Annotated in this window: 26 protein-coding genes; 18 read left to right on the forward strand and 8 right to left on the reverse strand. The window is 64.5% G+C overall.

All coding sequences use genetic code 11. The features are described from left to right. Positions 1-302: hypothetical protein (locus tag VGD10_RS02785; RefSeq protein WP_331039272.1), on the reverse strand; the 302-nt coding region annotated here is incomplete at its 3' end. A gap of 49 nt (positions 303-351) precedes the next feature. Then, entirely contained in the window at positions 352-1,350 is a 999-nt protein-coding gene (locus VGD10_RS02790; protein ID WP_331039273.1) for a ligase-associated DNA damage response exonuclease, read from the reverse strand. Between the two features lie 71 nt (positions 1,351-1,421). Here VGD10_RS02790 and VGD10_RS02795 point away from each other — a divergent pair, with 71 nt between their 5' ends. The 8 genes from VGD10_RS02795 (at position 1,422) to pdeM (ending at position 10,129) form a co-directional block, all read left to right on the forward strand. Next, positions 1,422-1,613 carry a hypothetical protein gene (locus tag VGD10_RS02795; protein ID WP_331039274.1) on the forward strand — a complete coding sequence of 64 codons (192 nt, stop codon included), beginning with the start codon at positions 1,422-1,424 and terminating at the stop codon, positions 1,611-1,613. 15 nt (positions 1,614-1,628) lie between these two features. Then, entirely contained in the window at positions 1,629-4,046 is a 2,418-nt protein-coding gene (locus VGD10_RS02800) for a ligase-associated DNA damage response DEXH box helicase (RefSeq protein ID WP_331039275.1), read from the forward strand. Positions 4,047-4,106: 60 nt separating this feature from the next. After that, positions 4,107-5,321, forward strand: a complete 1,215-nt coding sequence (locus tag VGD10_RS02805) for a dipeptidase (RefSeq protein WP_331039276.1) — start codon at positions 4,107-4,109, stop codon at positions 5,319-5,321. A 68-nt stretch (positions 5,322-5,389) separates the two neighbouring features. Continuing rightward, positions 5,390-7,927: a PAS domain-containing protein gene (locus VGD10_RS02810; protein WP_331039277.1), complete on the forward strand. Its 2,538-nt coding sequence runs from the start codon at positions 5,390-5,392 to the stop codon at positions 7,925-7,927. A gap of 129 nt (positions 7,928-8,056) precedes the next feature. Next, positions 8,057-8,557: an Hsp20 family protein gene (locus VGD10_RS02815; protein WP_331039278.1), complete on the forward strand. Its 501-nt coding sequence runs from the start codon at positions 8,057-8,059 to the stop codon at positions 8,555-8,557. A 78-nt stretch (positions 8,558-8,635) separates the two neighbouring features. Further along, positions 8,636-9,115 carry an MgtC/SapB family protein gene (locus VGD10_RS02820; RefSeq protein ID WP_331039279.1) on the forward strand — a complete coding sequence of 160 codons (480 nt, stop codon included), beginning with the start codon at positions 8,636-8,638 and terminating at the stop codon, positions 9,113-9,115. 144 nt (positions 9,116-9,259) lie between these two features. Continuing rightward, the gene (locus tag VGD10_RS02825; RefSeq protein WP_331039280.1) at positions 9,260-9,421 is read left to right on the forward strand and encodes a hypothetical protein; all 162 of its coding nucleotides are present in this window, start codon (positions 9,260-9,262) and stop codon (positions 9,419-9,421) included. Between the two features lie 45 nt (positions 9,422-9,466). Then, a complete protein-coding gene (gene pdeM, locus VGD10_RS02830) occupies positions 9,467-10,129 on the forward strand; it encodes a ligase-associated DNA damage response endonuclease PdeM (RefSeq protein WP_331039281.1) in 663 nt (220 codons plus the stop codon). Here the strand turns inward: pdeM and msrB are convergent. Both msrB and pabB read right to left on the reverse strand, forming a co-directional pair. After that, positions 10,126-10,620 (reverse strand): peptide-methionine (R)-S-oxide reductase MsrB, encoded by a 495-nt coding sequence (gene msrB / locus VGD10_RS02835; RefSeq protein ID WP_331039282.1) that lies wholly within the window; start codon positions 10,618-10,620, stop codon positions 10,126-10,128. The two genes, pdeM and msrB, sit on opposite strands and share 4 nt — an antisense overlap. An 11-nt stretch (positions 10,621-10,631) precedes the next feature. Further along, positions 10,632-12,395, reverse strand: coding sequence for an aminodeoxychorismate synthase component I (pabB, locus tag VGD10_RS02840; protein WP_414639492.1), 1,764 nt, complete (start codon positions 12,393-12,395; stop codon positions 10,632-10,634). 83 nt (positions 12,396-12,478) lie between these two features. On the opposite strand from pabB, the gene VGD10_RS02845 reads away from it, so the two are divergent. The 3 genes from VGD10_RS02845 to VGD10_RS02855 are packed head-to-tail and all read left to right on the forward strand — an operon-like array spanning position 12,479 to position 16,910. Further along, positions 12,479-13,858 (forward strand): L-serine ammonia-lyase, encoded by a 1,380-nt coding sequence (locus VGD10_RS02845; protein WP_331039284.1) that lies wholly within the window; start codon positions 12,479-12,481, stop codon positions 13,856-13,858. Between the two features lie 29 nt (positions 13,859-13,887). Then, complete coding sequence (locus tag VGD10_RS02850; RefSeq protein WP_331039285.1) at positions 13,888-15,684, forward strand: hypothetical protein; 1,797 nt, start codon at positions 13,888-13,890, stop codon at positions 15,682-15,684. Continuing rightward, positions 15,681-16,910, forward strand: coding sequence for a threonine synthase (locus tag VGD10_RS02855; RefSeq protein WP_331039286.1), 1,230 nt, complete (start codon positions 15,681-15,683; stop codon positions 16,908-16,910). The genes VGD10_RS02850 and VGD10_RS02855 overlap by 4 nt, the downstream gene beginning before the upstream one ends. 6 nt (positions 16,911-16,916) lie before the next feature. On the opposite strand, the gene VGD10_RS02860 is transcribed toward VGD10_RS02855, so the two are convergent. Further along, the gene (locus VGD10_RS02860; RefSeq protein ID WP_331039287.1) at positions 16,917-17,273 is read right to left on the reverse strand and encodes a hypothetical protein; all 357 of its coding nucleotides are present in this window, start codon (positions 17,271-17,273) and stop codon (positions 16,917-16,919) included. Between the two features lie 108 nt (positions 17,274-17,381). Between VGD10_RS02860 and VGD10_RS02865 the strand changes: the two genes are divergently transcribed. Beyond that, entirely contained in the window at positions 17,382-18,044 is a 663-nt protein-coding gene (locus VGD10_RS02865) for an MBL fold metallo-hydrolase (protein WP_331039288.1), read from the forward strand. 54 nt (positions 18,045-18,098) lie between these two features. Further along, positions 18,099-18,533, forward strand: a complete 435-nt coding sequence (locus VGD10_RS02870; RefSeq protein WP_331039289.1) for a nuclear transport factor 2 family protein — start codon at positions 18,099-18,101, stop codon at positions 18,531-18,533. Here the strand turns inward: VGD10_RS02870 and VGD10_RS02875 are convergent. Next, positions 18,530-18,970 (reverse strand): MAPEG family protein, encoded by a 441-nt coding sequence (locus VGD10_RS02875; RefSeq protein ID WP_331039290.1) that lies wholly within the window; start codon positions 18,968-18,970, stop codon positions 18,530-18,532. The genes VGD10_RS02870 and VGD10_RS02875 overlap by 4 nt on opposite strands. 191 nt (positions 18,971-19,161) lie before the next feature. Here VGD10_RS02875 and rpmF point away from each other — a divergent pair, with 191 nt between their 5' ends. The 5 genes from rpmF to VGD10_RS02900 all read left to right on the forward strand — a co-directional run bounded on the left by rpmF (position 19,162) and on the right by VGD10_RS02900 (position 22,177). Continuing rightward, positions 19,162-19,341: a 50S ribosomal protein L32 gene (gene rpmF / locus VGD10_RS02880; protein WP_331039291.1), complete on the forward strand. Its 180-nt coding sequence runs from the start codon at positions 19,162-19,164 to the stop codon at positions 19,339-19,341. 29 nt (positions 19,342-19,370) lie between these two features. Beyond that, positions 19,371-20,414 (forward strand): phosphate acyltransferase PlsX, encoded by a 1,044-nt coding sequence (gene plsX, locus VGD10_RS02885; RefSeq protein ID WP_331039292.1) that lies wholly within the window; start codon positions 19,371-19,373, stop codon positions 20,412-20,414. After that, positions 20,411-21,373, forward strand: a complete 963-nt coding sequence (locus tag VGD10_RS02890) for a beta-ketoacyl-ACP synthase III (RefSeq protein ID WP_331039293.1) — start codon at positions 20,411-20,413, stop codon at positions 21,371-21,373. The genes plsX and VGD10_RS02890 overlap by 4 nt, the downstream gene beginning before the upstream one ends. An 85-nt stretch (positions 21,374-21,458) precedes the next feature. Then, positions 21,459-21,782, forward strand: coding sequence for an integration host factor subunit alpha (locus VGD10_RS02895; protein ID WP_331039294.1), 324 nt, complete (start codon positions 21,459-21,461; stop codon positions 21,780-21,782). An 8-nt stretch (positions 21,783-21,790) separates the two neighbouring features. After that, complete coding sequence (locus VGD10_RS02900) at positions 21,791-22,177, forward strand: MerR family transcriptional regulator (protein ID WP_331039295.1); 387 nt, start codon at positions 21,791-21,793, stop codon at positions 22,175-22,177. On the opposite strand, the gene VGD10_RS02905 is transcribed toward VGD10_RS02900, so the two are convergent. Continuing rightward, on the reverse strand, positions 22,174-22,710 hold the full coding sequence (locus VGD10_RS02905; protein WP_331039296.1) for a histidine phosphatase family protein: 537 nt from the start codon (positions 22,708-22,710) through the stop codon (positions 22,174-22,176). The two genes, VGD10_RS02900 and VGD10_RS02905, sit on opposite strands and share 4 nt — an antisense overlap. Continuing rightward, positions 22,707-25,433 (reverse strand): ATP-dependent DNA helicase, encoded by a 2,727-nt coding sequence (locus VGD10_RS02910; RefSeq protein ID WP_331039297.1) that lies wholly within the window; start codon positions 25,431-25,433, stop codon positions 22,707-22,709. Before VGD10_RS02910 ends, VGD10_RS02905 begins: the two co-directional genes overlap by 4 nt. Between the last annotated feature and the right edge of the window lie 33 nt (positions 25,434-25,466).

Here is a 25,466-nt window from a genome sequence, read left to right on the forward strand (position 1 = left end):
AACGCCTCGGCAAGGCTCGCCGTGGCGGCGACACCGACGGCGGAACTTAGCCGGATCCTGACTGCCACGGCCCGCGCGGAGAGCTGGATGCCTATTGCAGCGTAAAGCATCGATACGGGGCCGAGGATGAAAAGGAGAAAAGCGGCCGGCAGAAGCTGCAACGGCGGCATATCGCCGCCCAGCTTATCAATGGACCACAGCAGTCCTCCGAAAAACAGGGTTAAGGCGAAAACGTAGATAGCTCGCTTCCGCGCGTTGAAGCGGTCTCGCAGCCCTCCAAGTCGATTAATCCATCCCAGCATGCAATGGAAATACATGGGCAGGTGTGAAGATGTTGTTAACTATGAAGTTTCAATCGTTCTCATCCTCATAGCCGACGAGGTTCAGCTCCCGCGCCTTGATCTGACGGGTCATGCACCAGTGCATCAGCGCTTCCTCGCGGCCGTGGGTGATCCATACCTCGCGGGGAGCGACTTCCTGAATGGTCCGGGTGAGTTCGTCCCAATCGGCGTGGTCGGACAGGATCAAGGGCAGTTCGACGTTCCGCTGCCGTGCGCGCTGGCGGACGCGCATCCAGCCTGAGGCCATGGCCGTGATCGGATCGGGGAGCCGGCGGGACCAGCGGTCGTTGAGCGCACCGGGCGGGCAGAGCACGATCCTGCCCTTCAGCTCCTCTTTCTTCGCCCCGGTGGCGGGACGAAGCTCGCCGAGTTGCACGCCGTGTTCCGCGTAAAGCTCGCACAGCCGCTGCAGCGCGCCGTGGATGTAGATCGGGTCGTGATGGCCGCGGCCGCGCAGTTCCATGATGACGCGCTGCGCCTTGCCCAGCGCGTAGGCGCCGACCAGCACGCAGCGGTCCGGATTTTCGTGGAGGCGGAGGAGCAGCCGGTCCATCTCGCTCGCAGTGTCCGGGTGCCGAAACACCGGGAGCCCGAAGGTCGCTTCGGTAATGAAGATGTCGCAGGGTACCGGCTCGAACGGGGCGCAGGTGGGGTCGGGGCGGCGCTTGTAGTCGCCCGACACGACGATCCGTTCTCCTCCATATTCCATCACGATCTGGGCGGAGCCGAGGACGTGGCCGGCTGGGACGAAGCTCAACTCCACCTCGCCCATCCGAGTCACCTCGCCGTACGCCACAGGTGTGCCATTCTGCGGGCCATATCGGCATTCCATGATGGCGAGCGTTTCGGGCGTCGCCAGCACCTCGCTATGGCCGCCGCGGGCATGGTCGGCATGGCCATGCGTGACGAGCGCACGCGGCTTCGGCTGCGACGGATCCACCCACGCGTCGGCGGGCTTCACGTAAATGCCTTCGGGAAAAGGCTCGATCCAGGAACCGAGACGGGCCATCGGGAGCTATATGGGCGAAACGATGCCGTGGTTCCAACGCGCCGCGGCTCCAAGCATGAAGGAGATGCAAAATGGATCTGGGCGGACTTGGCTGGGGCCTGCAGACCATCATCGGCGCATTCCTGCTCGGCGCGGTCATTCTCTGGGCGGCCCTCAGGAACCGTAGCTCAAAGGCGACCCGCGACGAGACGGAGATCGCGACACGCGAACTGTACAAGGAAGAAGATCGCGCGCATCGCCACGAGGATGACAACGTTCCCTAAGACCGGGTGCGGCCGGTGAGCGCATCCGCGCTTCCGCCCGTCATTGCCGGCTGGTTCGAAGCCAAGGGCTGGGCGCCGCGCCGGCACCAGCTGGAGATGCTGGCCGCTGCGCGGGCGGGGCGGAATGCCTTGCTCGTGGCGCCAACGGGCGCAGGCAAGACTCTGGCTGGATTTCTGCCGAGCCTAGTCGACCTGACTGAGCGGCCGTCGGACGGTCTTCATACCCTCTACGTCTCGCCGCTTAAGGCACTGGCAGTGGACGTGCAGCGCAACCTTCTGACGCCGATCGAGGAGATGGGGCTCCCGATCCGTGTCGAGACTCGCACCGGGGACACGCCCGCAGACCGGAAGGCGCGGCAGCGCGTGCGGCCCCCGCAGATGCTGCTGACGACGCCAGAATCGCTGAGCCTGCTGCTTTCCCACGAAGACAGCGCCTTGCTGTTCGCGAACCTCAGCACGATGGTGGTCGACGAAGTCCACGCCTTCGCTGCGGGGAAGCGCGGCGACCTGCTCAACCTCGCGATGAGTCGCCTTCAGAAGCTTTCACCGGACCTCCGCCGGGTGGCCCTTTCCGCGACCGTCGCGGATCCCGAAGCCTATCAGGGCTGGCTCGCCCCGCACGCGGATATCGACAGCGTAGATGTCGTGCTCGGCGACCCTGGCGCCGAGCCGCAGATCGCGATCGTGTTGCCGGAAGAGGAGAAAATTCCTTGGGCGGGACATTCGGGTCGCTGGGCGGCGCAAAACGTCATGGAGGAGATCGAGCGGCACAAGACGACGCTGATCTTCTGCAACACGCGCTCCCTCGCCGAACTCATCTTCCAGGATCTTTGGGAGGTGAACGAGCAGCACCTTCCGATCGGGATCCATCACGGCTCGCTGGCGCTGGAGGCGCGGCGGAAGGTGGAGGCCGCGGTTGCGGACGGGCGGCTCCGCGCCCTCGTTTGCACGGCAAGCCTCGATCTCGGCGTCGATTGGGGAGATGTCGACCTCGTGATCCAGATGGGGGCGCCGAAAGGCTCGTCGCGCTTGGTGCAACGCATCGGCCGCGCCAACCACCAGATCGACCAGCCGTCGGAGGGCATCCTCGTTCCCGGCAACCGCTTCGAATATCTCGAAGCGCGCGCGGCGCTCGATGCCGTTGCCGAAGGCGAGCTGGACGAGGAAATGTTTCGCCCCGGTGCCCTCGACGTGCTGGCGCAGCACATCATGGCCGTGGCCTGCGCCGCGCCGTTCCGGGAGGAGGAGCTGCTGGAGGAGATACGTTCAGCGGCACCTTATGCAGGTCTCACGGAGGAGATGTTCCGCGCCGTCCTCTCCTTTATTGAAAGCGGCGGCTATTCACTGAAGGCCTATGACCGGTTCCGCCGCATCACCCAGGATGCGGACGGCTTCTGGCGCGTCTCGCACCCAAAGTTCATCCAGCAGCACCGGATGAACGCCGGCATCATTGTAGACACGCCACTTTATTATGTTCGCTTCAAGAACGGCCGCACCCTCGGCACGGTGGAGGATAATTTCGCCGAGACGTTGAGCCCCGGCGACACCTTCTTCTTCTCAGGGCTGGTGCTGGAAGTGGAGCGGATCGACGGCATCGACCTGTTCGTAAAGGCGACGACCAAGTCCGCACGCATACCGACCTATATGGGCGCGCGCATGGCGATCAGCACGCACCTAGCTGACCGCGTCCGCACCTTCCTCCATGATCGGGCGCAATGGGATCGCTTCCCCGACGCAGTGCGCGACTGGCTGCGCGTTCAGGATTACCGCTCCGCCATTCCCGCGCCCGATCAACTGCTCGTCGAAACCTTTCCGCACGAAAGCGTCCACTACATGGCCGCCTACAGCTTCGAGGGCTGGAACGCCCACCAGTCGCTCGGCATGCTGATCACGAAGCGGATGGAGAACGCAGGCCTGAAGCCTCTTGGATTCGTCGCGAATGACTACGCGCTCGCCTGCTACGGGCTCGAACCGATCCTGGACCCGGGCTCCCTCTTCTCCTCCGACATCCTGGAGAAAGAGTTTGTCGACTGGGTCGAAGGTTCGCACCTCCTGAAACGCGCTTTCCGCGAGGTGGCGGTGATCGGTGGTCTCGTCGAGCGCCACCATCCGGGAAAGCGCAAGACAGGCAAGCAGGTCACCTTCTCAACCGACCTCATCTACGACGTGCTCCGCCGCTACGAGCCCGATCACCTGCTCCTCAAAGCAGCCTGGGCCGACGCGCGCGAAAAGATGACCGATGTCGGCCGCCTGGCGCGCCTACTCGACCGAGCACAGGACACGATGCTTCACGTCCAGCTAGAGCGCGTGTCCCCAATGGCCGTCCCGGTTCTCACTATCATCGGCCGGGAGCGGATGGCCCAGGGTACTGTCGACGATCAGCTCCTCATCGAGGCCGAAGCTTTGGCCGAAGAAGCAATGCGGCTCGACTAGGCTTGCCAGCGGCCTCAACCGCTTACATGATCGAGCCGCAGTCCTTCCGGAGAACCCCGCGTGCGCCTTCCCCTCCTTGCTTCCGTCGTCCTCCTCGCCATCCCCGCTTCCGCTCACGAAACCGTAAGCTCCGCCGACCGGCTGGCCCATGAGGAGATGCTGGTGCTCGACACCCATCTCGACACGCCGGTGCATTTCGAACGGCCGGGCTGGGACTTCAGCGACTGGCATGAATATGACTGGGATTTCACCCAAACCGATATCCCCCGCATGCAGGCGGGCGGTCTCGATGGCGGTTTCTTCGTCATCTATACGCCGCAGGGGCCGCTGACGCCGGAAGGCTTTGCCAAGGCGCGCGAGAGCGCGCTCTTCCGGGGGCAGGCGATCCAGCGGGTGGTGCATCAAAATCCAGACAAGCTCGCCTTCGCGACCCGCGCAGAAGATGCAGCGCGCATTCATGCGAGTGGAAAACGGATCGTCTATCAGTCGATCGAGAACAGCTATCCACTTGGGCAGGACCTTAGCTTGCTCGAGACCTTCTACAAGATGGGCGTACGGATGGCGGGCCCCGTCCATAACGGTAACAACCAGTTTGCCGACAGCAGCCGTCCTTCGACGGAAGACAAGGGGCCGCGCTGGAACGGCCTCAGTCCGCTCGGCCGGCGCTGGGTGGAAGAGATGAACCGGCTCGGCATGGTCATCGACGGCAGCCATGCCTCGGACGCCGCCTTCGACCAGCTCATCCGGCTTTCGAAGACGCCGATCGTCCTTTCCCATTCCGGTCCGCGCGCGATGTTCGATCACCCCCGCAATATCAGCGACGATCGCATGCGGGCGCTGGCGCGCTCAGGCGGTGTGATGCAGATGAACACGCTGTTTCTCGTGGCGCACGATACTTCGCCGGAGAGGAGCGCGCTTCACGACCGCCAGGAAAGGTGGTTGGACCTGACGCCCGCGGAGCGGCGTCAGCTGGTTGCCGACATCGCCGCTCTCAATGCGCAGCGCCCGTACACGCCTGCCGACTTCGAATTGTTCATGAAGGCGATGCTGCATGCCATCCGCGTCATGGGCATCGACCATGTCGGGCTCGGCGCGGATTGGGACGGCAATGGCGGCCTGCAGGGGCTTTGGGACGTCAGCTACATTCCGAAGATCACCGCCCGCCTCCGTCGCGAAGGCTTCAGCGATGCGGACATCCAGAAGATCTGGAGCGGCAACGTCCTCCGCCTTCTCCGCCAGGCGGAGCAATATTCCCAGAGCCAAGCGAGCGGCTGAAGGACTTCCGAAAAGCCCCAGACGCGGTTAGGTATTGCGGCGGGGCGGGAGTTTGGAGCTGACACTTAATGTCTTCGGACGCGCCCGCCGCTTCCTCTTCCGCTGACTATCCGTTCCTGGCCGAAGGCGGCGAGATGGGTGCGCTCATGCGCGCGCACGATTGGGCGGCGACGCCGCTCGGGTCTCCCGAAGGCTGGCCGCAGTCGCTTCGCACCGCGGTCAGCATTCTCCTCACGTCCAAATTCCCGATGTTCCTGGTGTGGGGACCGAAGCTGCCTTTCCTCTACAATGACGGCTACGCGCCAATCCTCGGGGAAAAGCATCCGGGAGCGCTCGGCCGCCCCTTCCGGGATGTGTGGCCGGAAATCTGGGACGATATCGGCCCGATCGTGGATCGGGCGCTCGCTGGAGAAGCGACTTACTGGGAAAATCTCCCGCTCGTTATGGAACGAAAAGGCTTCCGCGAGGACGTCTGGTTCACCTTTTCCTACAGCCCACTTCTCAATGAGGCTGGCAATATTCCGGGAATGTTCTGCGCCTGCTTCGAAACGACGGCCACCGTCCTCTCGGAACGGCGCCGAATCGACGAGGCGGAGCGGCTTCGTCAGCTCTTCCATTCGGCGCCCGGCTTCATTGCGGTTCTGCGCGGCCCCGATCACGTCTTCGAAATTGCTAACGCATCCTACCTTCAGTTGGTCGGGCACCGGGACCTTATCGGCAAGACGGCCAGGCAGGCGCTGCCGGAAATCGCGGGCCAGGGTTTCTTTGAGCTTTTGGACCGCGTGTATGCGAGCGGGAAGCCGTTCACGGGCCATTCCGCCGCGCTGACCGTCCAGCGAACGCCCGATGCCACGCCGGAGGAGCGGCGGCTCGACTTCGTCTACCAGCCGATCACGAACGAGGCGGGGACGGTCACCGGCATTTTCGTCGAAGGCTACGACGTTACAGAACGTTTCCTGGCCGAAGAGGCGCTGCGGGAGAGCGAGGAGCGGTTCAGGCTGATCGCCGATTCCGCGCCGGTTCCGATGTGGGTGACCCGGCTCGACCGCAAGCGCAGCTTTGTCAACCGCGCGTATGTGGACTTCCTCGGCATCACTTATGAGGAAGCCGTCGATTTCGACTGGCGTACGATCCTGCATCCTGACGATGCGGAACGCGTCCTCAGGGAGTCCGTGGCGGGCGAAGCTTCGCTGAAGCCTTTCACGCTTGAGGCGCGCTACAAGATAGGGAGCGGCGAATGGCGCTGGTTCCGCTCGCTTTCGCAGCCGCGCTGGGGGCCGAACGGTGAGCATGTCGGCTTTATCGGCGTTGCTAACGACATCACCCAGTCCAAAGAGGCGGAGGCCACGCTTCGCGCAATGAACGAGACGCTTGAGAAACGGGTGGAGGAGCGGACGGCTGACGTGACTGCGGCGCTCGACCGGCTTCAGGCCGAGGTCTCAGAGCGGATGCGCGCCGAAGAGGCGCTCCGCCAGGCGCAGAAGATGGAGGCGGTGGGACAGCTTACCGGCGGTATCGCGCACGATTTCAACAATTTGCTGACGCCGATCCTGGGCGGCCTGGAAATCATCGCCTCACGCATGGACGACCCTCGGTTGAAGCGGATTGCCGAAACCGCCCTTGAATCGACCCGCCGCGGAGCGAAGCTCACCAGCCAGCTCCTCGCCTTCTCACGCATCCAGCGGATCAGCATGGCGCCGGTCGCCGTGAACGATGTGATCGCAAACATGAAGGACCTGCTTCGCCACACGATAGGCAGCTCCATCGCCGTGAAGACGAAGCTCGGTCGCGAGGTGAAGCACGGCATTTGCGATGCAAACCAGCTTGAGAACGCGGTCCTGAACCTTGCTATCAACGCCCGCGATGCCATGCCGGAAGGCGGAACGCTCACCATCTCCACTGACCGCGCCGACCTGAGCGATGGGCCGGACGTCGAGCCGGGTTCCTATATCTGCGTCTCCGTTGCAGACACCGGTGCAGGAATGGCCGAGGAAGTTCGCGCCCGCGCCACCGAACCGTTCTTTTCCACCAAGCCTCTCGGCAAGGGCACCGGCCTCGGCTTGGCGCAGGTGTACGGCATCGCGCGCCAGTCAGGCGGCACCTTGCGGATAGAGAGCGAGGAGGGGAAAGGCACGATCGTCCGCATCCTGTTGCCGGAAGTATCGGACGCCGGGCCGGCAAAATCCGCGGTGATACGAGCGGAGCCGGAGCCGAGCCACGTGAGCAGAGGCGCCTCCATCTTGCTGATCGACGACGACCCGGAGGTGCGCGATTTCCTTACCGACTCGCTGCAGAGCCTTGGCCACAGCGTGGTGGCTGCGGGAAGCGGTCAGGAGGGGCTGGAGCGGCTTGCCGAGTCGAAGCCCGACCTTGTGCTGCTCGATTATGCAATGCCCGCTATGCATGGTGCCGAAGTGGCCCGCGCCGTTCACGCGGCGCATCCGCATCTGCCGATCATATTCGTCACGGGCTATGCAGAGAGCGAGCAAATCGATGCTGCATCGGGGCCAGACGTCGCAGTGCTGAAGAAGCCGTTTACGATAGCGGATCTCACGAAAATCTTAGCCGAAAAACTGCATGGGACGTCGACGGGGCGGACCTCTTGACGGCCTGAAAAGCTTTCCTAAATCGCTGCCGTCGGAAGACTTGCGTTCACGGTTTCCGGCCTGTTTCAGGGGCGTTTCGCTTCTGGAATGCCCCTCATCATTTGTGTTGCTCAATGGAGGACATGGATCATGAGAAGCTTCGATTTTTCACCTTATCGCCGCACTACCGTCGGCTTCGACCGGCTGTTCGACTTTCTCGAGAGCGCTACGCGGAACGAACAGGCGGAAAACTACCCGCCATTCGATATCGAGAAGGTGAGCGATGACGCCTATCGCATCACGCTTGCAGTCGCCGGATTCCGGCAGAACGAGATCGACATCACCGCACGCCAGAACATGCTGGTGATCACGGGCCGCAAGGAAGAAGGCCGCAACAAGGACGGCAATTACCTCCACATGGGGATCGCCACCCGCGCCTTCGAGCGCCGCTTCGAGCTTGCGGACTTCGTCCGTGTCGAAGGCGCCGACCTGTGCGACGGCCTGCTGACGATCGAGCTCGTCCGGGAGATTCCGGAGGCGATGAAGCCGCGCAAGATCGCAATCAACGGCGGCTCTTCGCAAACGATCGAGGCCAGCAACGATGGCCAGGAACGTATCGAGAAGCAGTCGCGCGAAACCGAGGCTGCGTAACCTCTCTACGATCCGGCGCCGCGAGCACGGCGCCGGATTTCCTTTGCCTGTCGCGCTGGTCCCTGTAACAAAACAGTCATGATCGACGGCTCGGCGCTCGCGAATTTCACCTGGACCGAGCTCCTTCTTCGGCTTGGCCTGGCTTCCATTCTCGGCCTTCTTCTCGGGTTCGACCGCGAGATGCGCGGGCATGATGCGGGCATCCGCACGCACGCGCTGGTGGCGCTTAGCAGCGCCATGATCATGGTTTCTTCGCTGATCATCTATCAGGAGCTGCGGACCGAGAATTTCGCGCCTGATCCGCTGCGCTCGATCCAGGGTCTTGCGCAGGCAATCGGCTTCATTGCGGCGGGCTTGATCTTTGTTCGGCGCGGGGCGGTTGTGAACATGACGACGGCCGCCAACATCTGGATTGCCGCCGCCATCGGCATCGCCTGCGGGCTCGGTCAGTATCGTGTCGTCCTGGTCGGCGCGGGTCTGGCCCTCCTCCTTCTCACAGCCTTGAAGCTGTTCGAGCGGTTCCTACCTTCCGAAAAGGCCGACGCCTCGAAGGACTGATTCAGCTTCTGTTTAGAAGTTCGGGCGCAGACCGAAAAAGTGGGTGCATTTTTCCTTTCGGGCGCGTAAGGGGCCGCGCTTGCCGGGGGGATCGGCACCACCAGACAAAGAAAAGAGAGGCGGCTCGGGGGCCGCGGTAAGACTATGAATATCAAGAAGAAGCTCACCAATCCGTTCGCGCTCGTGGCGCAGGGCTTCGGCCTTGGCGCGGTGCTCTTCTTCGCGACCATCCCCGCCGAAGCCGATTCGCCTCAGCAGCCGCGCCAGGCGCAAAGCACTGCGCTGCCTGAAAATATCGGCGCCTGATTAGCTAATCCTTGAAAGCCATAAGCGCCGGTCTATAGCTGGCGCATGGTTCGCTTTTCGTTCTGTGGTCACGAGCTAATGGCGCTCCCCCAAGGCGCGCTCTATTGGCCTGCGCGCCGGGCGCTCCTCGTCGCGGACCTGCATCTTGAGAAAGCGAGCTGGTTTGCGCGGCTGGGGCAGATGCTTCCGCCTTACGACTCCATCGCCACGCTCGGCGACCTGACCTCCCTTCGCGGAGCCACGGGCGCCGCAGAAATCTGGTGCCTCGGCGACAGCTTCCACGACCGCCATGGCTGCGACCGGCTGCCGGAGCGGGCGCGGGAGATGCTGACGGCGCTCACCTCCACTACGCGCTGGACCTGGATTACCGGCAACCACGATCCGGGCTTTGCCGATCACTGCGGCGGCGAGATCGTCAAAGAAGCGGAGGTGGAAGGTCTCCTGCTCCGGCACGAGGCCGACCCGGCCGAAACGCGGCCTGAGCTCTCGGGTCACTTCCACCCCAAGCTTCGGATCGTCCAGCGGGGCCGGCAGGTCTCCCGCCGCTGCTTCGTCGCCACGGAGCGGAAGCTCATTCTTCCGGCGTTCGGCTCCCTTACCGGCGGCCTCGACGTCAACCATCCCGAAATCATCCGCGCCGTCGGCTCCAGCGCTCAGGCGCTTGTTCCGCTCGCCGACCGGCTGCTGAAATTCCCGATCGCCGCCTAAGCGGCGGGAATGAAGCGCATCGCGACGCCGTTCATGCAGTAGCGAAGGCCGGTCGGTCGCGGCCCGTCGTCGAACACATGGCCGATATGGCCGCCGCAGCGCCGGCAGTGGACCTCCGTACGCTCCGCGAAGAGCGTATTGTCCGGCCTTGTGCCGATCGCGTTCGGAAGCGGCTTCCAGAAGCTCGGCCAGCCGGTGCCGCTTTCATATTTTGTGGCGGAGGAAAAGAGCGGCAGGCCGCAGCCCGCGCAGGCATAGACGCCCTTCCTCTTCTCCCTGTTGAGCGGGCTGGAGCCAGCGTGCTCGGTACTGTCCTGCCGGAGCACGGCATATTGCTGCGGCGTCAGGCGCTTCTTCCACTCGGCCTCGCTGTAGGCGACCTCGAACCGTCCTTCCTTGGCATGCGAGCTTCGCTGCTGCCCGAGCAGCAGATAGCCGCCGAGCAAGGCCGCCGCGCCGCCGCCCAAAGCGGCTCTTCTGTCGATCTTCATGCGCGGCTCCTTCACTGCGCGAGCTTTGCCGGGATCAGTCCGCGAACAATATTGCCAATATAGAAACCGTCGGCGAGATCCGTAACCGTCAGCTCAGCCTCTTCGGCATCGCCCTCCTCGATCAGTTTCTCGCGGAGGATGCCCGGGAGAAGCCCGCGGGTGAGCGGGGGCGTCAGCAGCTTCCCCTCTCGTTCCACAAACAGGCTGGTGAAGCTTCCTTCGGTGAGAAAGCCTTCATCATCCTCGAACAGCACCTCGAATTGGCCGTTTCGCGCCTCGTCATAGAAGGTGCGATCGCTCGTCTTGTGCCGCAGGCGGAAATCCTCTGAGGAAACGGGAAGTGGACGCACAGCTATTTCGACAGGCCCGCCCGGCTGCTCCGGAAGCGGACGGCCCTCGATCACCACACTGCCGTTTGAGGAAAGTACCAGCCTCAGCCGCCGCGGCTCCCGCAGGCGGAAGGTCGCAGCCTGCAGATCGTTTCGCGCGGCATGGCGGTCGAAGGAAAAGTCGAGTTGGGCAGCGCTGGCCTTCATCCGCGCGAGGTGCCGCTCGAGTTCGGCAATGCCGTCATGCGGATCGAACCGCATGGTCTCGATCAGGTAGAAGCGTCTTCCACCCTCCACAAAGGCTCCTTTCGCAAGGCATTCGCGCCATTCCGCGCCCGACTCGCTATCCGCCACGATCCCTGAACCAAGGCCTAAAGCCGCGCGATGTTCCCCCGGCGTCAGCGTCAACGTGCGGATCGCCACGTTAAAAGAAGCATCGCCGCCCGGTTCGATCCAGCCGATCGAGCCGGTGTAGACGCCGCGCGGCCCCTCCTCGATGCCCGCGATGATCTCCATCGCGCGGATCTTAGGTGCGCCGGTGATGGAGCCGCAGGGGAAGGTGGCCGCGATCAGGTCGACGGCGCCCAACCCCTCCTCAAGCTCTGAGACGACGGTGGAGGTCATCTGGTGGACGGTCGGATAGCTTTCCACCTCGAAGAGCCGCGGCACCTTAACGGTGCCAGGCTTCGACACGCGGGAAAGGTCGTTCCGGAGCAGGTCGACGATCATCAGATTTTCGGCCCGCTGCTTCGGGTCCTGCAGGAGCTCGGAGGCGGCGGCCGCATCCGCGGCGCTGTCCGCCTGCCGCTTGGCCGTGCCCTTCATGGGCCGCGCGATGACGCGGCCGTCCTCGATCGTGAAGAAGAGTTCGGGGGAGAAGGAAAGGAGCCAGTGGCTGCCGGTGAAGACGATGCCGCCATGGCCTGCCTCCGAGCGTGGCCGCAGCTTCGCGTAGAGAACGAGCGGATGCCCAAGCGCCTTCACCTCCGCCTGGAAGCTGAGATTGGCCTGATAGATGTCGCCCGCCTCGATATGCGCCTTCACCCGCGCCAGCCCCTCTTCGTAAGCTGCGCGTTCGATGAGCGGCGCGGCTGGTGAGGAAAGGGCGCCCTGCGGCTGCGGAAGCAGGCGCTCGACCTCGCTTGGCACCACTTCTTCGAAGCTATGGAAGAGGCCAAACCAGATCAGCGGCAGCCCGTCCTCAGGCGGCGCGCTCCGCAGCGGCCGAAGCCGCTCCTCGAGCGAATAGCCCGCTTCGTACGAGAGGAAGCCGGCGGCATGCAGACCGAGCCGCTGCGCCTCCTTCACGCCTGCCAGCATCGCGCGGACCTTTTCCGGATCCCGTGTTTCGATGATGTCTATCGGCCGCTGGTACAGCCGCGCGCGTCCCGCTCCTTCCGCGCGCGCATCGTCGAACAGAAGGAAGGGTGCAGTAGCGTCAAGCACGGGCGGAACGCTTGCCATCGGCGCTGGAGGGGCCCATGTGCGGCTCGCCTCCTGAAGAGAGGCATGCGTCAGGAGAGCGTTCCTTGGTTTCCTCTGTCTTCGATCTGTTCAAGATCGGGGTTGGCCCTTCCAGTTCCCACACAATGGGACCGATGACGGCGGCGTGCGACTTTGTCGAGATGCTGGCGGAAAAAGCGCTGCTCGAGAGTGTCGGGCGGGTGGAGGCGGAGCTTTACGGATCCCTGGCGCTGACCGGGAAGGGGCACGCCACGGATCGGGCAGTGCTGCTCGGCCTTTCCGGCCAGCGGCCGCACAGCCTTTGCCCGGACGAAGCTGACGAGATTGTCGCCGCCATTCGTGCCACTTCACGCCTGCGTCTCGGCGGTGAGCATGAGATCGAGTTTGTGGAGGAGCGTGACATGAGCTTCCTTCAGCGCGAGCGGCTGCCCCACCATTCCAACGGCATGCGCTTCACCGCTTACGGGCCGGACGGCAACATGCTCGACAGCAAGGTCTATTATTCGGTTGGCGGCGGTGCCGTGGTGGACGAGGGAGCAGTGGCCCGAAATGCGCCGCCGGAGGGAAGCTGGGACGTCCCTTACAATTATCGCAATGCGGATGAGCTTCTGTCGTTCACCGAAAAGGACGGGATCACGATCGCTGATATTGTGCGTGCGAACGAACGCGCGTCTTTGTCTGACGAGGAGATCAACCGCCGCCTCGCTGCGATCGAGCGGGCCATGTCCGGTTGTATCGAGCGGGGGATCGGCCAGGAGGGCATCCTTCCAGGGGGCCTCCAGGTAAAGCGCCGCGCACCGGGGCTCTACCGCCTCCTTCAGGAGCGGGCGAAGGAGCCGTCCGTCGATCCCTTGGCGGCACTCGACTGGGTGAACCTCTGGGCGCTTGCGGTGAATGAGGAGAATGCCGCCGGCGGCCGGGTCGTTACCGCCCCAACCAACGGCGCGGCTGGCATCATTCCTGCGGTGCTCCGCTACTATCAGAGCTTCATTCCCGGTGCGTCGGAAGAAGGCGTGCAGGTCTTCCTCCTCACCGCCGCCGCAATTGGCTCGCTCTTCAAGGAAAATGCTTCCATCTCCGGCGCGGAAGTCGGCTGTCAGGGGGAGGTCGGCGTCGCCTGTTCGATGGCGGCGGCAGGGCTCACTGCCGCACTCGGCGGCACCCCCGGACAGGTGGAGAATGCCGCAGAGATCGGCATGGAGCATAATCTCGGCCTGACCTGCGATCCGGTCGGGGGCCTCGTCCAGGTGCCCTGCATCGAGCGCAACGCGGTCGGCGCAATCAAGGCGCTCGAAGCCTCTCGCCTAGCCCTCGTCGGCGACGGCACCCACCGCGTCAGCCTCGATGAAGTCATCGAAACCATGCGCAAGACCGGTCTCGACATGAACGAGCGCTACAAGGAAACCGCGCAGGGCGGCCTTGCCGTCAACGTCGTGGAATGCTGAAGTCGCTTCAGAAAGGCGGGTTTCCGAAAATGAAAAAGAGTCTCAAGCTTTTGCTGCTGCCCATCTTGGCGCTCACCAGCGCTGCGCCGCTCGCTGCCGAAGCGGCATTTCAGACGCCGCAGGCCGGCACATGGACTTCGGCGCAGGTGCAGGAAATCCTGGAAAAGACGGAGACCGTCCGCCTTGCCCCCGACATTTCACACCTGACGCCGGGCGAGCGGCAGGCGGTCGCGCGGCTGATCGGCGTCGGCCAGATCTTCCAGAGGATTTACGAAGACCAGCGCCATCGGCAGGCGCTTCAGGCGAACGCCCGCCTTGTAGAGGCAAGCGATCCGCATTCCGGCAATCTGCGCACGCTCTACCGGCTGTTCCAGGGTCCGATCGCAACCACGCTCGACAACAAGCGCGTGCCCTTTCTACCGGTCGACGAGCCGCCGCCGGGTAAGAACGTCTATCCGTGGGACCTGACAAAGGCCGAGCTGGATGCCTTCATCGCGGCCAACCCTGGCGAAAGTACATCGCTGAACGACCTGCGCTCGGTAGTCCGCCGGGCCGACGCTGCCTCGCTGCAGCGCGACCTCGCGACGCTTCGCCGCCATCCTGTGCTCGACACCCTTCATCCGGGCCTGCGGACGAAGCTTGAGCGTCTCGCCGCCGCGCCCGACCGCGCTCGCCTCTACGCCCTCCCTTATTCGGTGAATTGGGCCGACGAGATGATCCAGGCGCACCGGCTGCTCAACCAAGCCGCCGACGCGGTGGAGGCGGACGATTGGCAGTTCGCCCGCTACCTCCGCAACCGCAGCCGCGATCTCCTGTCCGACGATTACGAATCGGGCGACGCGGCCTGGATTACCGGTCGCTTCAAGAATCTGAACGCGCAGATCGGCTCGTACGAAACCTATGACGACGAGCTGCTCGGCAGCCGCGCCTTCTATGCGCTGAACGTCCTGGCCGCGCGCGGCCGCGAAGGCGAGGCGCTGAAGAAGGCGCTGGAGGGAATGCAGACGGTCGAAGACGCGCTTCCCTACGACCGGCACAAGAAGGTGCGCGAAGACATTCCTGTCGGTGTCTACGACGTCATTGCCGATTTCGGGCAGTCGCGTGGCACCAACACCGCCACCATCCTCCCCAATGAAGCCTATCTCGCCAACCGCTACGGCCGCACCATCCTGCTTCGCGCCAACATCATGCGCTCGCCGCAGATTTTCGGCGGCACGAGTTCGAGCTGGACGGCGGCGGTGGCGCCGGAATTTGCGACTCACCTCACCGCCGACGGGCAGTTCAACCGCACGCTCTGGCATGAAGTCGGCCATTATCTCGGCGTCGACCGCACCCGCGACGGCCGCGATCTCGACACCGCGCTTGGGGCCGATGCGAACCTGATCGAGGAGATGAAGGCGGACCTCGTCTCGCTCTTCGCCGGACCCGAGCTGCAGAGGCGCGGCTATTTCGACGCCGCCGCGCTTCGCGCCCACTATGCGAGCGGCATTATGCGCGTGCTTCAGAACAACAAGCCACGGCGCGATCAGGCCTACCAGACAATGCAACTCATGCAGTGGAACTGGTACATGGACAAAGGCGTGCTCCGCTTCGACCCAGAGACTGAACGTCTGAGCATCGATTATGCCCGCTACCCGAAAGTGGTCGAGGATCTGCTCCGCGAAGTGCTGGCGATCCAAGACAAAGGCGATCAGTCCGCGTCCGACGACTTCATCCGCCGTTGGACCAAATGGGACGACAATCTCCATGGGAAGATCGCTGCCAACATGCGTGCCCAGCAGCGCTACCGCTACCGGCTCGTCACCTACGGCGCGCTCGGCGAATGACGCACGACCTCAACCTGACGCAGGCGCGGCCAAGCTTCGTCACCCATCTCGAATGCTCGATGACGGGCGAAAGATATGAGGCGGATCGGCTCCAGGGCCTCTCCAGCGTCGGCCGGCCGCTCCTCGTTCGCTACGATCTTGAGGGCATTCGAAAGTCGCTGACGAAGGAGACGCTCGCCGCCCGTCCGGCCGACATGTGGCGCTACCGCGAGATGCTGCCGGTGCGGGAGGCGTCGAACATCATCAGCCTTGGCGAGATCGCGACGCCGCTCATCCCGCTCCCGAGCTCCGGCGGCGCCAACGTGCTTGCAAAGGACGAAGGACGTCTCCCGACGGGCTCGTTCAAAGCGCGCGGCATCGCCATGGCGGTGTCGATGGCGAAGGCGCTTGGCGTCACCCGCATTGCGATGCCGACCAACGGCAATGCCGGCGCGGCGCTTGCCGCTTATGCAAGCCGCGCTGGGATCGAGGCGATCGTCTTCTGCCCCGAAGACACGCCGGATGTGAACGTGCGAGAGATCGCGATGCAGGGCGCCCGCGTCTATCGCGTCAACGGCCTTATCGACGATTGCGGTAAGATCGTGGGCGAGGGGGCGAAGGAAGGCGGCTGGTTCGACCTGTCGACGCTGAAGGAGCCCTACCGGATCGAGGGCAAGAAGACGATGGGGCTTGAGCTTGCCGAACAGCTCGGCTGGCAGCTGCCGGACGTTATCTTCTATCCGACCGGCGGCGGCACCGGCCTGATCGGCATGTGGAAGGCGTTTGCTGAGCTGGAGGCGATCGGCTTCATCGGCCCGGAACGGCCGCGCATGGTCGCGGTGCAGGCGGAAGGCTGCGCGCCGATGGTGAAAGCCTGGGCTGAAGGCGAGCGGCATGCAGAGCGCTGGGAGAATGCCCATACCGTGGCGTCCGGCATTCGGGTGCCGAAGGCGGTGGGCGACTTCCTGATCCTGGACGCGGTGCGCGAAAGCGGCGGTTTCGCCATGGCAGTGTCGGACGCCGATCTGATGCAGGCGGTGGAGGATGCGGCGTCGCAAGACGGCCTGCTCCTCTGCCCTGAAGGCGGGGCAACGCTAGCGGCTTATCGCCAAGCCCTTCGACAAGGTCTCGTCAACGAGAACGATCAGGTGGTGCTGTTCAACTGCGCCACCGGTCTTAAATACCCGCTGTCAGACCGCTCGGGCACGCTCGACCGGCACGGCCCGATCGATTTCGCCTCCCTCTGATCCTCGTCAGCCGCAGTTCACCTCTTTGATGACGTTCGTCCGCTCGTCGTAGAAGATGTTGAGCCGCTGCGGGCTGTAATCTTCGGTCACCGGGCAGGTGGTGCAGGCGATACGAACCGTACGTCCTGAAATGGCCGGGATTGCGGACCGCTGCTTGCCGACCAGCCATTGCAGCGAAGCGGCGCCGCATTGATTGCCGCCCGGCTGCATCGGCGGCGGCGGCGAAACAGGCTGGGAAATCGGTGGTGATGAGACGGGCCGGTCAGGGTCGGACATTCCGCCGTTGCCATTCGTCGGCTGGAGTCCGCGCTCGGAGCAGCCGGCCGATAGCAGCAAGGCGGCAGTGATGATCAGCGCTCGCATGGTTCGTCTCCTCTTGCGCCTTCCCAGGTTAGCGCCTTCGCCCGAGCGCCGGCAAGGCCGACACCCTCACCGCTTGCATCCGCCACCTCCAGCGGCCATCTCGCCGGAATGACCACCACCCCGCTCAAGGCCGCCATCATCCCGGTGACGCCGCTCCAGCAGAATTGCACGCTTCTGTGGTGCACGAAGACGATGAAGGGCGCCTTCATCGATGCCGGCGGCGACCTCGACCGGCTGAAGGCGGCTGCGCGCCAGCACGGCGTGACGATCGAGAAGCTGCTCCTCACCCACGGCCATATCGACCATTGCGGTTCCGCCAAGATCCTCGCTGACGAGCTTGGCGTTGAGATTGAAGGGCCGCACGTCGCTGACAAGTTCTGGATCGACCGGCTGGCGGAGGACGGCGCCCGCTACGGCATATTAGGCCAGCCGTTCGAATCGGATCGCTGGCTGGACAATGGCGACACGGTGATGGTGGGCGAACTGACGCTCGACGTTTATCACTGTCCCGGACACACGCCGGGGCATGTCGTTTTCCACCATGCGCCTTCGAAGCTCGCCATCGTCGGGGACGTGCTGTTTCAGGGCTCGATCGGCCGGACCGATTTCCCGATGGGCAATCACCAGGACCTGATCGACGCGATCACGACCAAGCTCTGGCCGCTCGGCGACGACACCGCCTTCGTGCCCGGCCACGGCCCGATGAGCAATTTCGCCCACGAGCGCCGCTCCAACCCGTTCGTTGCCGACCAAGTCCTCGCCCGCGCCTGATCGCTTGCCTGTAACCGCGGCGCCTGCTTAGGTGCGGCAAAAGGGGAGGGACAAATGCTTTTTCCGACTGTTGCAATCGTGGCGCTCGTCGCCGCGCAGGGTGTCGAACAGGACAAGAAGGATCTGCTCGCGCTCGAACGGCAATGGAATACGGCCGTCGTAGAGCGTGACGTTCAGGCGCTCGACCGGATCCTCGCCGACGATTTCATGCTCATCTGGATCGACGGCAGCGTCACCAGAAAGCCGCAGATGCTGACGGGCGCGAAGGCGCGCCGGGTGGAGATCGACCCCTTCGAGACGGAGGATGTCGAAGTGCGCGTCTATGGCGATACCGCAGTGGTGACCGGCCGTTTCAGTCAGACTGTGCGGCTCGGGGAGCAGAGCGAAACCAATCGCTTCGCCTACACGGACGTCTATCGCCGCACCGCGGATGGGTGGCGCGCCGTCTCAGCGCATGCGACGCGAATCGCGCCACCGAAGGCAGGCTAGAGCGCGGCTGTTCCTGCCGCTGCATAAGTGATCTTCGGCCTGGCGATTTCGCCATAGGCGATAGCGATGGCATAGCCCGCCAAGCCGAGAAGGACGAGCCAAGTCACAACCATGCTGCCGGCACGGAGGACGTTGGGCGCGGGGCGCTCCATTCCGAACGGGTGGGCCAGCCGCGCCACGATGAAGAGGATCGCCACAGCCCAGAGCCATGCCTGAGCGCCGATTGCGGCCTCCACTAAGCCGAGCAGAATCAGGAAGAAGGGCGTATATTCCGCGAAATTGGCATGCGTCCGCATACGCCGTACCATCGCTTCGTTGCCGCCATCACCCATCGATACCCGCGCCCGCAGCCGCATCTGACTCACCCGAAAGCCGAGCCAGATGCTGATCAGTGCGGAAGCACCCGCCATCAGCAGCGTTAGTGGAAATATGTTCATGGTCTTGTTTCCTCCCCGATATTCCCCAGCTTGCACGGCGAGGCAGCGCTTGCAACATCGGCGGAAATCGCTATAGGGCACAGCGCTCAAGAGCGAGCACCCGGCCGCCAGGCCTGCGGCCCTTTCAGCCGTTGCCATGGCATCCCGCTCGCCCGCATCATGAACTTTGATCGATTGGAACAGGTGCCAGGATGGCCGTCCCTAAGAGAAAAACCTCGCCGTCGAAGCGCAACATGCGCCGCAGCCATCATGCGCTGAAGCCGGTGAACTATCAGGAATGCCCGAATTGCGGTGAGCTTCGCCTCCCGCATAATCTGTGCACGGGCTGTGGCCATTATAACGGCCGCGAAGTCCGGCCGGTCGAGGCGTAAGGGCTGACAAGAGCCAGGAGGCGACGCCGGTGGTGAAAGCGCCACGGATCGCAATCGACGCGATGGGTGGCGATACCGGCGTAGCGGTGATGCTCGCCGGGGCCGCACGTGCGCTTGAGCGCCGGGGCGACCTGCACTTCCTCCTGTTCGGCGACGAAGCCTTGATTCGCGCCGAGCTTCAGAACCATCCCGAACTCGCCAAGGTGACCGAGGTCATCCACTGCGACGACGTCATCGCCGCGACGGACAAGCCCAGCCAGGCGATCCGCCGCGCCAAGACGACTTCGATGGGACAGGCGATCGCGGCCGTGAAGTCGGGCCGGGCGGACGCCGCCCTTTCCGCCGGCAATACGGGCGCCCTGATGGCGATGTCGAAGCTGGCGCTACGCACCATGCCAGGCATTGACCGGCCGGCGCTTGCCGCTCTTCTACCAACGCTGGGCGAGAACGACCTTGTCATGCTCGACTTGGGCGCCAACACGGAAAGTGACACGCGCAATCTCGTTCAGTTCGCGATCATGGGCGCGGCTTATGCTCGCGTGGTGCTCGACGTTCCGAAACCTCGCGTGAAGCTGCTCAATATCGGCACCGAGGAGCTGAAGGGTACGGACGAGCTGAAGGATGCGGCTGCGATTCTCCGCGGTGCCGAGAACCTCTCCATGCGCTTCGACGGCTTCACCGAAGGCGACAAGATTGCGCTCGGCGATGTGGACGTGGTGGTGACGGACGGCTTCTCCGGCAATATCGCGTTGAAGACCGCCGAAGGCACCGCGCGCTTCGTCGTCGATCTGCTGAAGCGCGCCTTCACCAGCTCCGTTCGCTCCAAGATTGGCTTCCTCATTTCGCGCCCTGCGACTGAGCTGCTCCGTCACCATCTCGATCCGAACAACCACAACGGCGCCGTCTTCTTGGGTCTCAACGGCTTGGTCGTGAAGAGCCACGGCAACGCCAATGAGAAGGGCATCGCCAACGCGATCCGCGTCGCGGCACGTATGGTGCGCGAAGATCTGACGCGGAAGATCACCGAAGACCTTCAGAGCGTCCCGTCCGCCGTGAACGGCGGCGCGAAATGAGCCGCCGGTCCGTCATCGTCGGCACCGGCTCTGCGCTCCCGCCGCGCCGCGTCACTAACGCGGAGCTCGCCGAGCGAGTCGATACCACGCACGAGTGGATCGTCGAGCGAACCGGCATTGAAGCGCGGCATATTGCCGCCGACGGCGAGACGACGGCCACGCTTGCCACCGAGGCGGCTCGCAAAGCGCTCGATGCTGCCGGCGTACCAGCCGACAAGGTGGGCCTCATAGTCCTCGCCACCGCAACGCCCGACCAGACCTTCCCCGCCAGCGCCACCCGCGTCCAGACCGCGCTTGGCATCGATGACTGCATCGCCTTCGACGTGGCGGCGGTCTGCACCGGCTTTCTCTACGCCCTCTCCGTTGCCGACAACATGGTGAAGGGCGGCATGGCCGATTATGCGCTCGTCATTGGCTCCGAAACCTTTAGCCGCATCCTCGACTGGGAAGACCGCACGACCTGCGTCCTGTTCGGCGACGGCGCCGGCGCGCTGGTATTGAAGGCCGAGGAGGCCGAAGATCAGGGCATCCTCGCCACAAAGCTCCATGCCGACGGACGCCATAACGACCTTCTCTATGTTGATGGCGGCGTTTCTACGACAGGCACGGTCGGCAAGCTCCGCATGAAGGGCAAGGAAGTGTTCCGACATGCGGTGGTCAACCTCGCCGACGTGCTGAACGAAGTGCTGACCGCCGCCGGCCACACATCTGGTGAAGTGGACTGGGTCGTCCCGCACCAGGCCAACAAGCGTATCCTAGACGCCACTGCCAAGAAGCTGGGTCTCGATCCGGCGCGGGTGGTGGTGACGGTCGACCAGCATGCCAATACGTCCGCGGCTTCGGTGCCGCTGGCGCTCGATACGGCGGTTCGAGATGGGCGCATCAAGAAGGGCGACCTCGTCGTTCTCGAGGCTATGGGCGGCGGTTTTACATGGGGCGCTGCGGTGGTGCGGTACTAAGACCGGACCGGCAGGACACTGATTCGTTGCACTTGCGCGCAAGCTGCACTAGAGTTTCGTCAAGACTCCGGGGGAGGAATTGAAGATGGCGGACGCTGGCACCATTAGGCAGTCCGATGCTGGGACAATGACGCGGGCGGACCTCGCGGACATCGTTCATCGCGAGATTGGCCTTTCGCGTGCCGAATCCGCGAACATCGTCGAGCGGATCCTGCATCACATGTGCGCCGCTCTTGCTCATGGCGAGAATGTGAAGATTTCCGGCTTCGGCAGCTTCATCCTCCGCGACAAGGGCGAGCGGATCGGACGCAATCCGAAGACCGGCGTCGAAGTGCCGATCGCTCCGCGCCGTGTTCTTACCTTCCGCGCAAGCCAGATCATGCGCGAGCGGATCGCCAAGGGCGGCTGAGGCCGCTCATGGCTGACAGCTCAGGCAAGAGCGACCAGGCTTTCCGAACTATCAGCGAGCTTGCCGCCGAACTCGGCGTGCCGCAGCACATCCTTCGTTATTGGGAAACGCGTTTCCCGCAGCTGAAGCCGCTGCAGCGCGCGGGCAATCGCCGCTATTATCGGCCCGCGGACGTGGCACTCGCCCGTCGCATCCACCGGCTCCTTAACCAGGACGGCTATACGGTCCGCGGCGTTCAGCAATTGCTCGCCAAGGAAGGCGGTGCAGCAGAAGAAGCGCCGCAGTCGTCTGTGCAAATGCCGGCTCAGGCTACCGCCGCCCCGCGTCTTCAGGACTTTCCCGTCGAGCAGCTTCGGACGATCCGCAACCTGCTCGCCGACGCCATCGCACACTAGCTGTCTTCGTCCGGCCCTAGCTCCGGGTCGAGATCGCGCGGGCGGATGAACCGGGTAAGCGTACCGGTGCCCTCGTCGATGTCCACCCAGTTTTCGATCGGCAGGCTGATCTCGGCCACAGTGCCGGTAGGATATTTGATGGCAACTTCCGCCCGAAGTGGCCCCTCCCGCGTCAGCGCTAGCGCAAGATTCTCCAGGCCGGGATTGTGGCCTACGATCAGAAGCCGCTCGGCCTCGTCGTCCGCGTCCCGGATCACCTCCAGCAAGGTCGAGACAGGGGCGAGATAGAGCCTCTTGTCATAGTCGATGTCGAGCAGAGCGCCGTAGCCTTCCGACACTTCGTCCAGCGTCTCGACCACGCGGACGGCGGGGGAGGCGATCACCTCATCGAATTCCAGCCCCTGCGCCCGCATCTCGCGGCCAATCGTCTGCGCAGCCTTCCGGCCCCGCTTGTTGAGCGGCCGGTCGAAATCGCGCGCGACAGGATCGTCCCACGTTGACTTTGCGTGGCGAAGGAGCGTCAGAATCTTCATGTCAGTCCTTCGGCTTCCGTAGCGTCGGCCGCCTGATGCACGAAAGCGCCGCCGCTTGAAAGCCGCGAACGCACGCGGGCAATGGCTTCGTCCAGCGGTACGCGGCTGATCTGCACGCCGAGCGGGAAGGCGGTCAGCAGCCGAGAAGGCGTCGCCGACGAGAGAAGGACAAACATGCCCCTGTCGTCCTTGCGGCGAATCAGGCGGCCGAACGCCTGCGCGAGCCGCGCCCGCACCACGCGGTCGTCATAAGCTGTGCCGCCGCCCGCCGCTCGGCGCGCTGCATGAAGCACCGTCGGCCGCGGCCAGGGTACGCCCTCCATCACCACCAGCCGAAGCGAATGGCCGGGGACGTCCACTCCGTCCCGGACCGCGTCGGTGCCGAGAAGGGAGGAGCGGGGTTCGTCCCGGAAGATATCCACCAATGTCCCGGTGTCGATCGGGTCGACATGCTGGGCGTAGAGCGGCAGCCCGGCCCGCGCACAGCGGTCGGCGATACGCGAGTGTACGGCCTTCAGCCGCTGGATGGCCGTGAACAGGCCCAGAGTCCCGCCTTCGGCAGCCTCGATCAGCCGCGCATACGCGCCGGCAAGCTGGGCAAGGTCTCCGCGCCTCACGTCGGTCACGATCAGCACCTCGCTGTTCGACGTATAATCGAACGGGCTTTCCGCGCTGAAATGCATCGGCGCCTGATCCAGGTGGCAGGCGCCGGTCTTCGCCTCCGCCAAGTCCCAGCTTTCCGCGCCGCGGAGCGTGGCCGAAGTGACGACGACGCCATGCGCGGGCTTCAACACCGTGTCGGCGAGGGGGCGGGTTGGATCGAGCCAACGGCGATGTAGGCCGATGTCGAACTCGCGCCCCTCCACCCGCTCTACCCCCAGCCAATCGACAAAGTCCGGATCGGCCGGCCCGCCGAGCCTTGCCGCCAGCGCTATCCAAGCCGACAGCGTCTGCGCCCGCCAGCTGAGGCCACCGATCGCGCCCTCGATGCGCGCTCGCGCTTGGGCGTCGAGCCAGTCTGGCGCATCCTCCAGTACCGCCTCCAGCCTTTTGCCCAGCGCAATCAGCGGCCGGAGCAGCAGCTCCAGTGCCTCGACGGCAGGCCCCGCCGCCTCGATAATGTCGGCGTCGAGCTCGGCCACCTCCGTCTCGATGCCATAGCCTGCGTCTTGGGCGGAGGCGCGGGCGTAGACGGTGCCGCGCACTGCCGCGAGCAGCTTCTCGATCGGGCCGAACGGCGATCCTTCGGCAATGCGCTGAAGCCAGCCCTCGCTCGGTAGTGCACCCGCCGCTTGCACTGCGGCGTCAAGAGCTAGCGCGCCCGCTTCGTCATAGGAAGCAACGTCCATCAGCCGCGCGGCAAGTCCGCGCCGCCGGCCGCGCGACTTGCCTTCCGGGCCGATCAGCCAGCGGCGAAGCTCGATCGTCTCCTGCCCGGTCAGCGCCGCGGCAAAGGTCGAATCGGCGGCGTCGAACAGATGATGTCCTTCGTCGAACACGATGCGCGTCGGCGGATTGCCCGTCTCGCGGCCGCGCGCTGCGTTCACCATCACCAATGCGTGATTGGCGATGACGATGTCGGCATCGGCGCTCGCCCGCGCCGAGCGCTCGATGAAGCATTTCCGGTAGTGCGGGCAGCCGGCATAAACGCATTCGCCGCGCCGGTCGGTCAGCGCCGTCGATCCCGCGCGCCGGAACAGGGTCGGGAGCCAGCCCGGCAGGTCCCCGCCCACCATGTCACCGTCCTTGGTGTAACCCGCCCAGCGCGCCACCAGCTGCGCCAAGATCGCCGCGCGTCCGGCAAAACCGCCCTGCAGCGCGTCTTCAAGGTTCAGAAGGCAGAGATAATTCTCGCGCCCTTTGCGGACGACGATCTTACGCTTCCGCTCCTCCGCATCGGGAAACAGCCGCACGCCTTCGCGGTCGAGCTGACGCTGCAGCGCCTTGGTATAGGTGGACACCCACACCGCACCGTCCGCCTTCTCCGCCCAAAGCGCGGCCGGCGCGATATAACCCAATGTCTTGCCGATCCCGGTCCCGGCTTCTGCAAGCACCATGTTCGGCTGACCCTCGGCCCGCCGCGGCGCGAAGGCTTGTGCCGCGGCGGCGGCATAATCCCTTTGCCCTTCGCGTGTCTCCGCGCCCTGTCCGGTCAGCGCCTCAAGCTTCGATACGGCTTCATCGGGATCCACCCGCACCGTCTTCGGCTGCGGCCTCGGCGATCCTTCCTCCCATTCCGGAAGCCGCGAGAAGAGCCATGGCTCGTCCCGCTCCGGCCGCCGCAGCCTTTGCGCCACCGCCGCGCCCCACGGCCAGCGAAGGCGGTAGAGCGCCTGCGCCGACGCCCATGCGCCCTGCCGCTCCGGCCACTCCGTCCCCAGCGTGTCCAGAAGCTTCGCTGACGCGGCGATCAGAAACGGTGCGGCGTCGGCATCGCTCTCCGGCGCCTCAAGCCCCAGTGCGTGCGCCAGCCCCTTCGAGGTCGGCACTACGAACTGCGCCGGATGGACGAAGGCGAACAGCTCCAGAAGGTCGAGGCCCGAAAGCTCCGGATAGCCGAGCCTCTGCCCGACCAAAGGCGCGTTCAGCATGATGACCGGCGTCTCAGCCGCGCGCGCGATGGCCTCGCCCCGCCCGAGCGCACGCACCTCGCCCTCCGGATTCGCGATCCAGATGCCGCCATGGGTTGCGTAGAGCGCGGGATAAGGCAAAGAGGCCGCCATTCCCCATCAGTGGTACAGCGGGAACGAAAGGGC

The sequence above is a fragment of the Allosphingosinicella sp. genome (assembly GCF_036402135.1).
Taxonomy (GTDB): domain Bacteria; phylum Pseudomonadota; class Alphaproteobacteria; order Sphingomonadales; family Sphingomonadaceae; genus Allosphingosinicella.

Excerpts from the sequence above, each read along its gene's own strand:
- VGD10_RS02815 (WP_331039278.1), top strand. The coding sequence starts at position 8,057 with ATGAGAAGCTTCGATTTTTCACCTTATCGCCGCACTACCGTCGGCTTC.
- VGD10_RS02795 (WP_331039274.1), top strand. The coding sequence starts at position 1,422 with ATGGATCTGGGCGGACTTGGCTGGGGCCTGCAGACCATCATCGGCGCA.
- VGD10_RS02820 (WP_331039279.1), top strand. The coding sequence starts at position 8,636 with ATGATCGACGGCTCGGCGCTCGCGAATTTCACCTGGACCGAGCTCCTT.
- VGD10_RS02875 (WP_331039290.1), bottom strand. The coding sequence starts at position 18,970 with ATGAACATATTTCCACTAACGCTGCTGATGGCGGGTGCTTCCGCACTG.
- VGD10_RS02850 (WP_331039285.1), top strand. The coding sequence starts at position 13,888 with ATGAAAAAGAGTCTCAAGCTTTTGCTGCTGCCCATCTTGGCGCTCACC.
- VGD10_RS02860 (WP_331039287.1), bottom strand. The coding sequence starts at position 17,273 with ATGCGAGCGCTGATCATCACTGCCGCCTTGCTGCTATCGGCCGGCTGC.
- VGD10_RS02900 (WP_331039295.1), top strand. The coding sequence starts at position 21,791 with ATGGCTGACAGCTCAGGCAAGAGCGACCAGGCTTTCCGAACTATCAGC.
- VGD10_RS02905 (WP_331039296.1), bottom strand. The coding sequence starts at position 22,710 with ATGAAGATTCTGACGCTCCTTCGCCACGCAAAGTCAACGTGGGACGAT.
- rpmF (WP_331039291.1), top strand. The coding sequence starts at position 19,162 with ATGGCCGTCCCTAAGAGAAAAACCTCGCCGTCGAAGCGCAACATGCGC.
- VGD10_RS02910 (WP_331039297.1), bottom strand. The coding sequence starts at position 25,433 with ATGGCGGCCTCTTTGCCTTATCCCGCGCTCTACGCAACCCATGGCGGC.
- VGD10_RS02810 (WP_331039277.1), top strand. The coding sequence starts at position 5,390 with ATGTCTTCGGACGCGCCCGCCGCTTCCTCTTCCGCTGACTATCCGTTC.
- VGD10_RS02790 (WP_331039273.1), bottom strand. The coding sequence starts at position 1,350 with ATGGCCCGTCTCGGTTCCTGGATCGAGCCTTTTCCCGAAGGCATTTAC.
- VGD10_RS02865 (WP_331039288.1), top strand. The coding sequence starts at position 17,382 with ATGACCACCACCCCGCTCAAGGCCGCCATCATCCCGGTGACGCCGCTC.
- VGD10_RS02895 (WP_331039294.1), top strand. The coding sequence starts at position 21,459 with ATGGCGGACGCTGGCACCATTAGGCAGTCCGATGCTGGGACAATGACG.
- msrB (WP_331039282.1), bottom strand. The coding sequence starts at position 10,620 with ATGAAGATCGACAGAAGAGCCGCTTTGGGCGGCGGCGCGGCGGCCTTG.
- VGD10_RS02890 (WP_331039293.1), top strand. The coding sequence starts at position 20,411 with ATGAGCCGCCGGTCCGTCATCGTCGGCACCGGCTCTGCGCTCCCGCCG.
- pdeM (WP_331039281.1), top strand. The coding sequence starts at position 9,467 with ATGGTTCGCTTTTCGTTCTGTGGTCACGAGCTAATGGCGCTCCCCCAA.
- VGD10_RS02870 (WP_331039289.1), top strand. The coding sequence starts at position 18,099 with ATGCTTTTTCCGACTGTTGCAATCGTGGCGCTCGTCGCCGCGCAGGGT.
- VGD10_RS02855 (WP_331039286.1), top strand. The coding sequence starts at position 15,681 with ATGACGCACGACCTCAACCTGACGCAGGCGCGGCCAAGCTTCGTCACC.
- VGD10_RS02825 (WP_331039280.1), top strand. The coding sequence starts at position 9,260 with ATGAATATCAAGAAGAAGCTCACCAATCCGTTCGCGCTCGTGGCGCAG.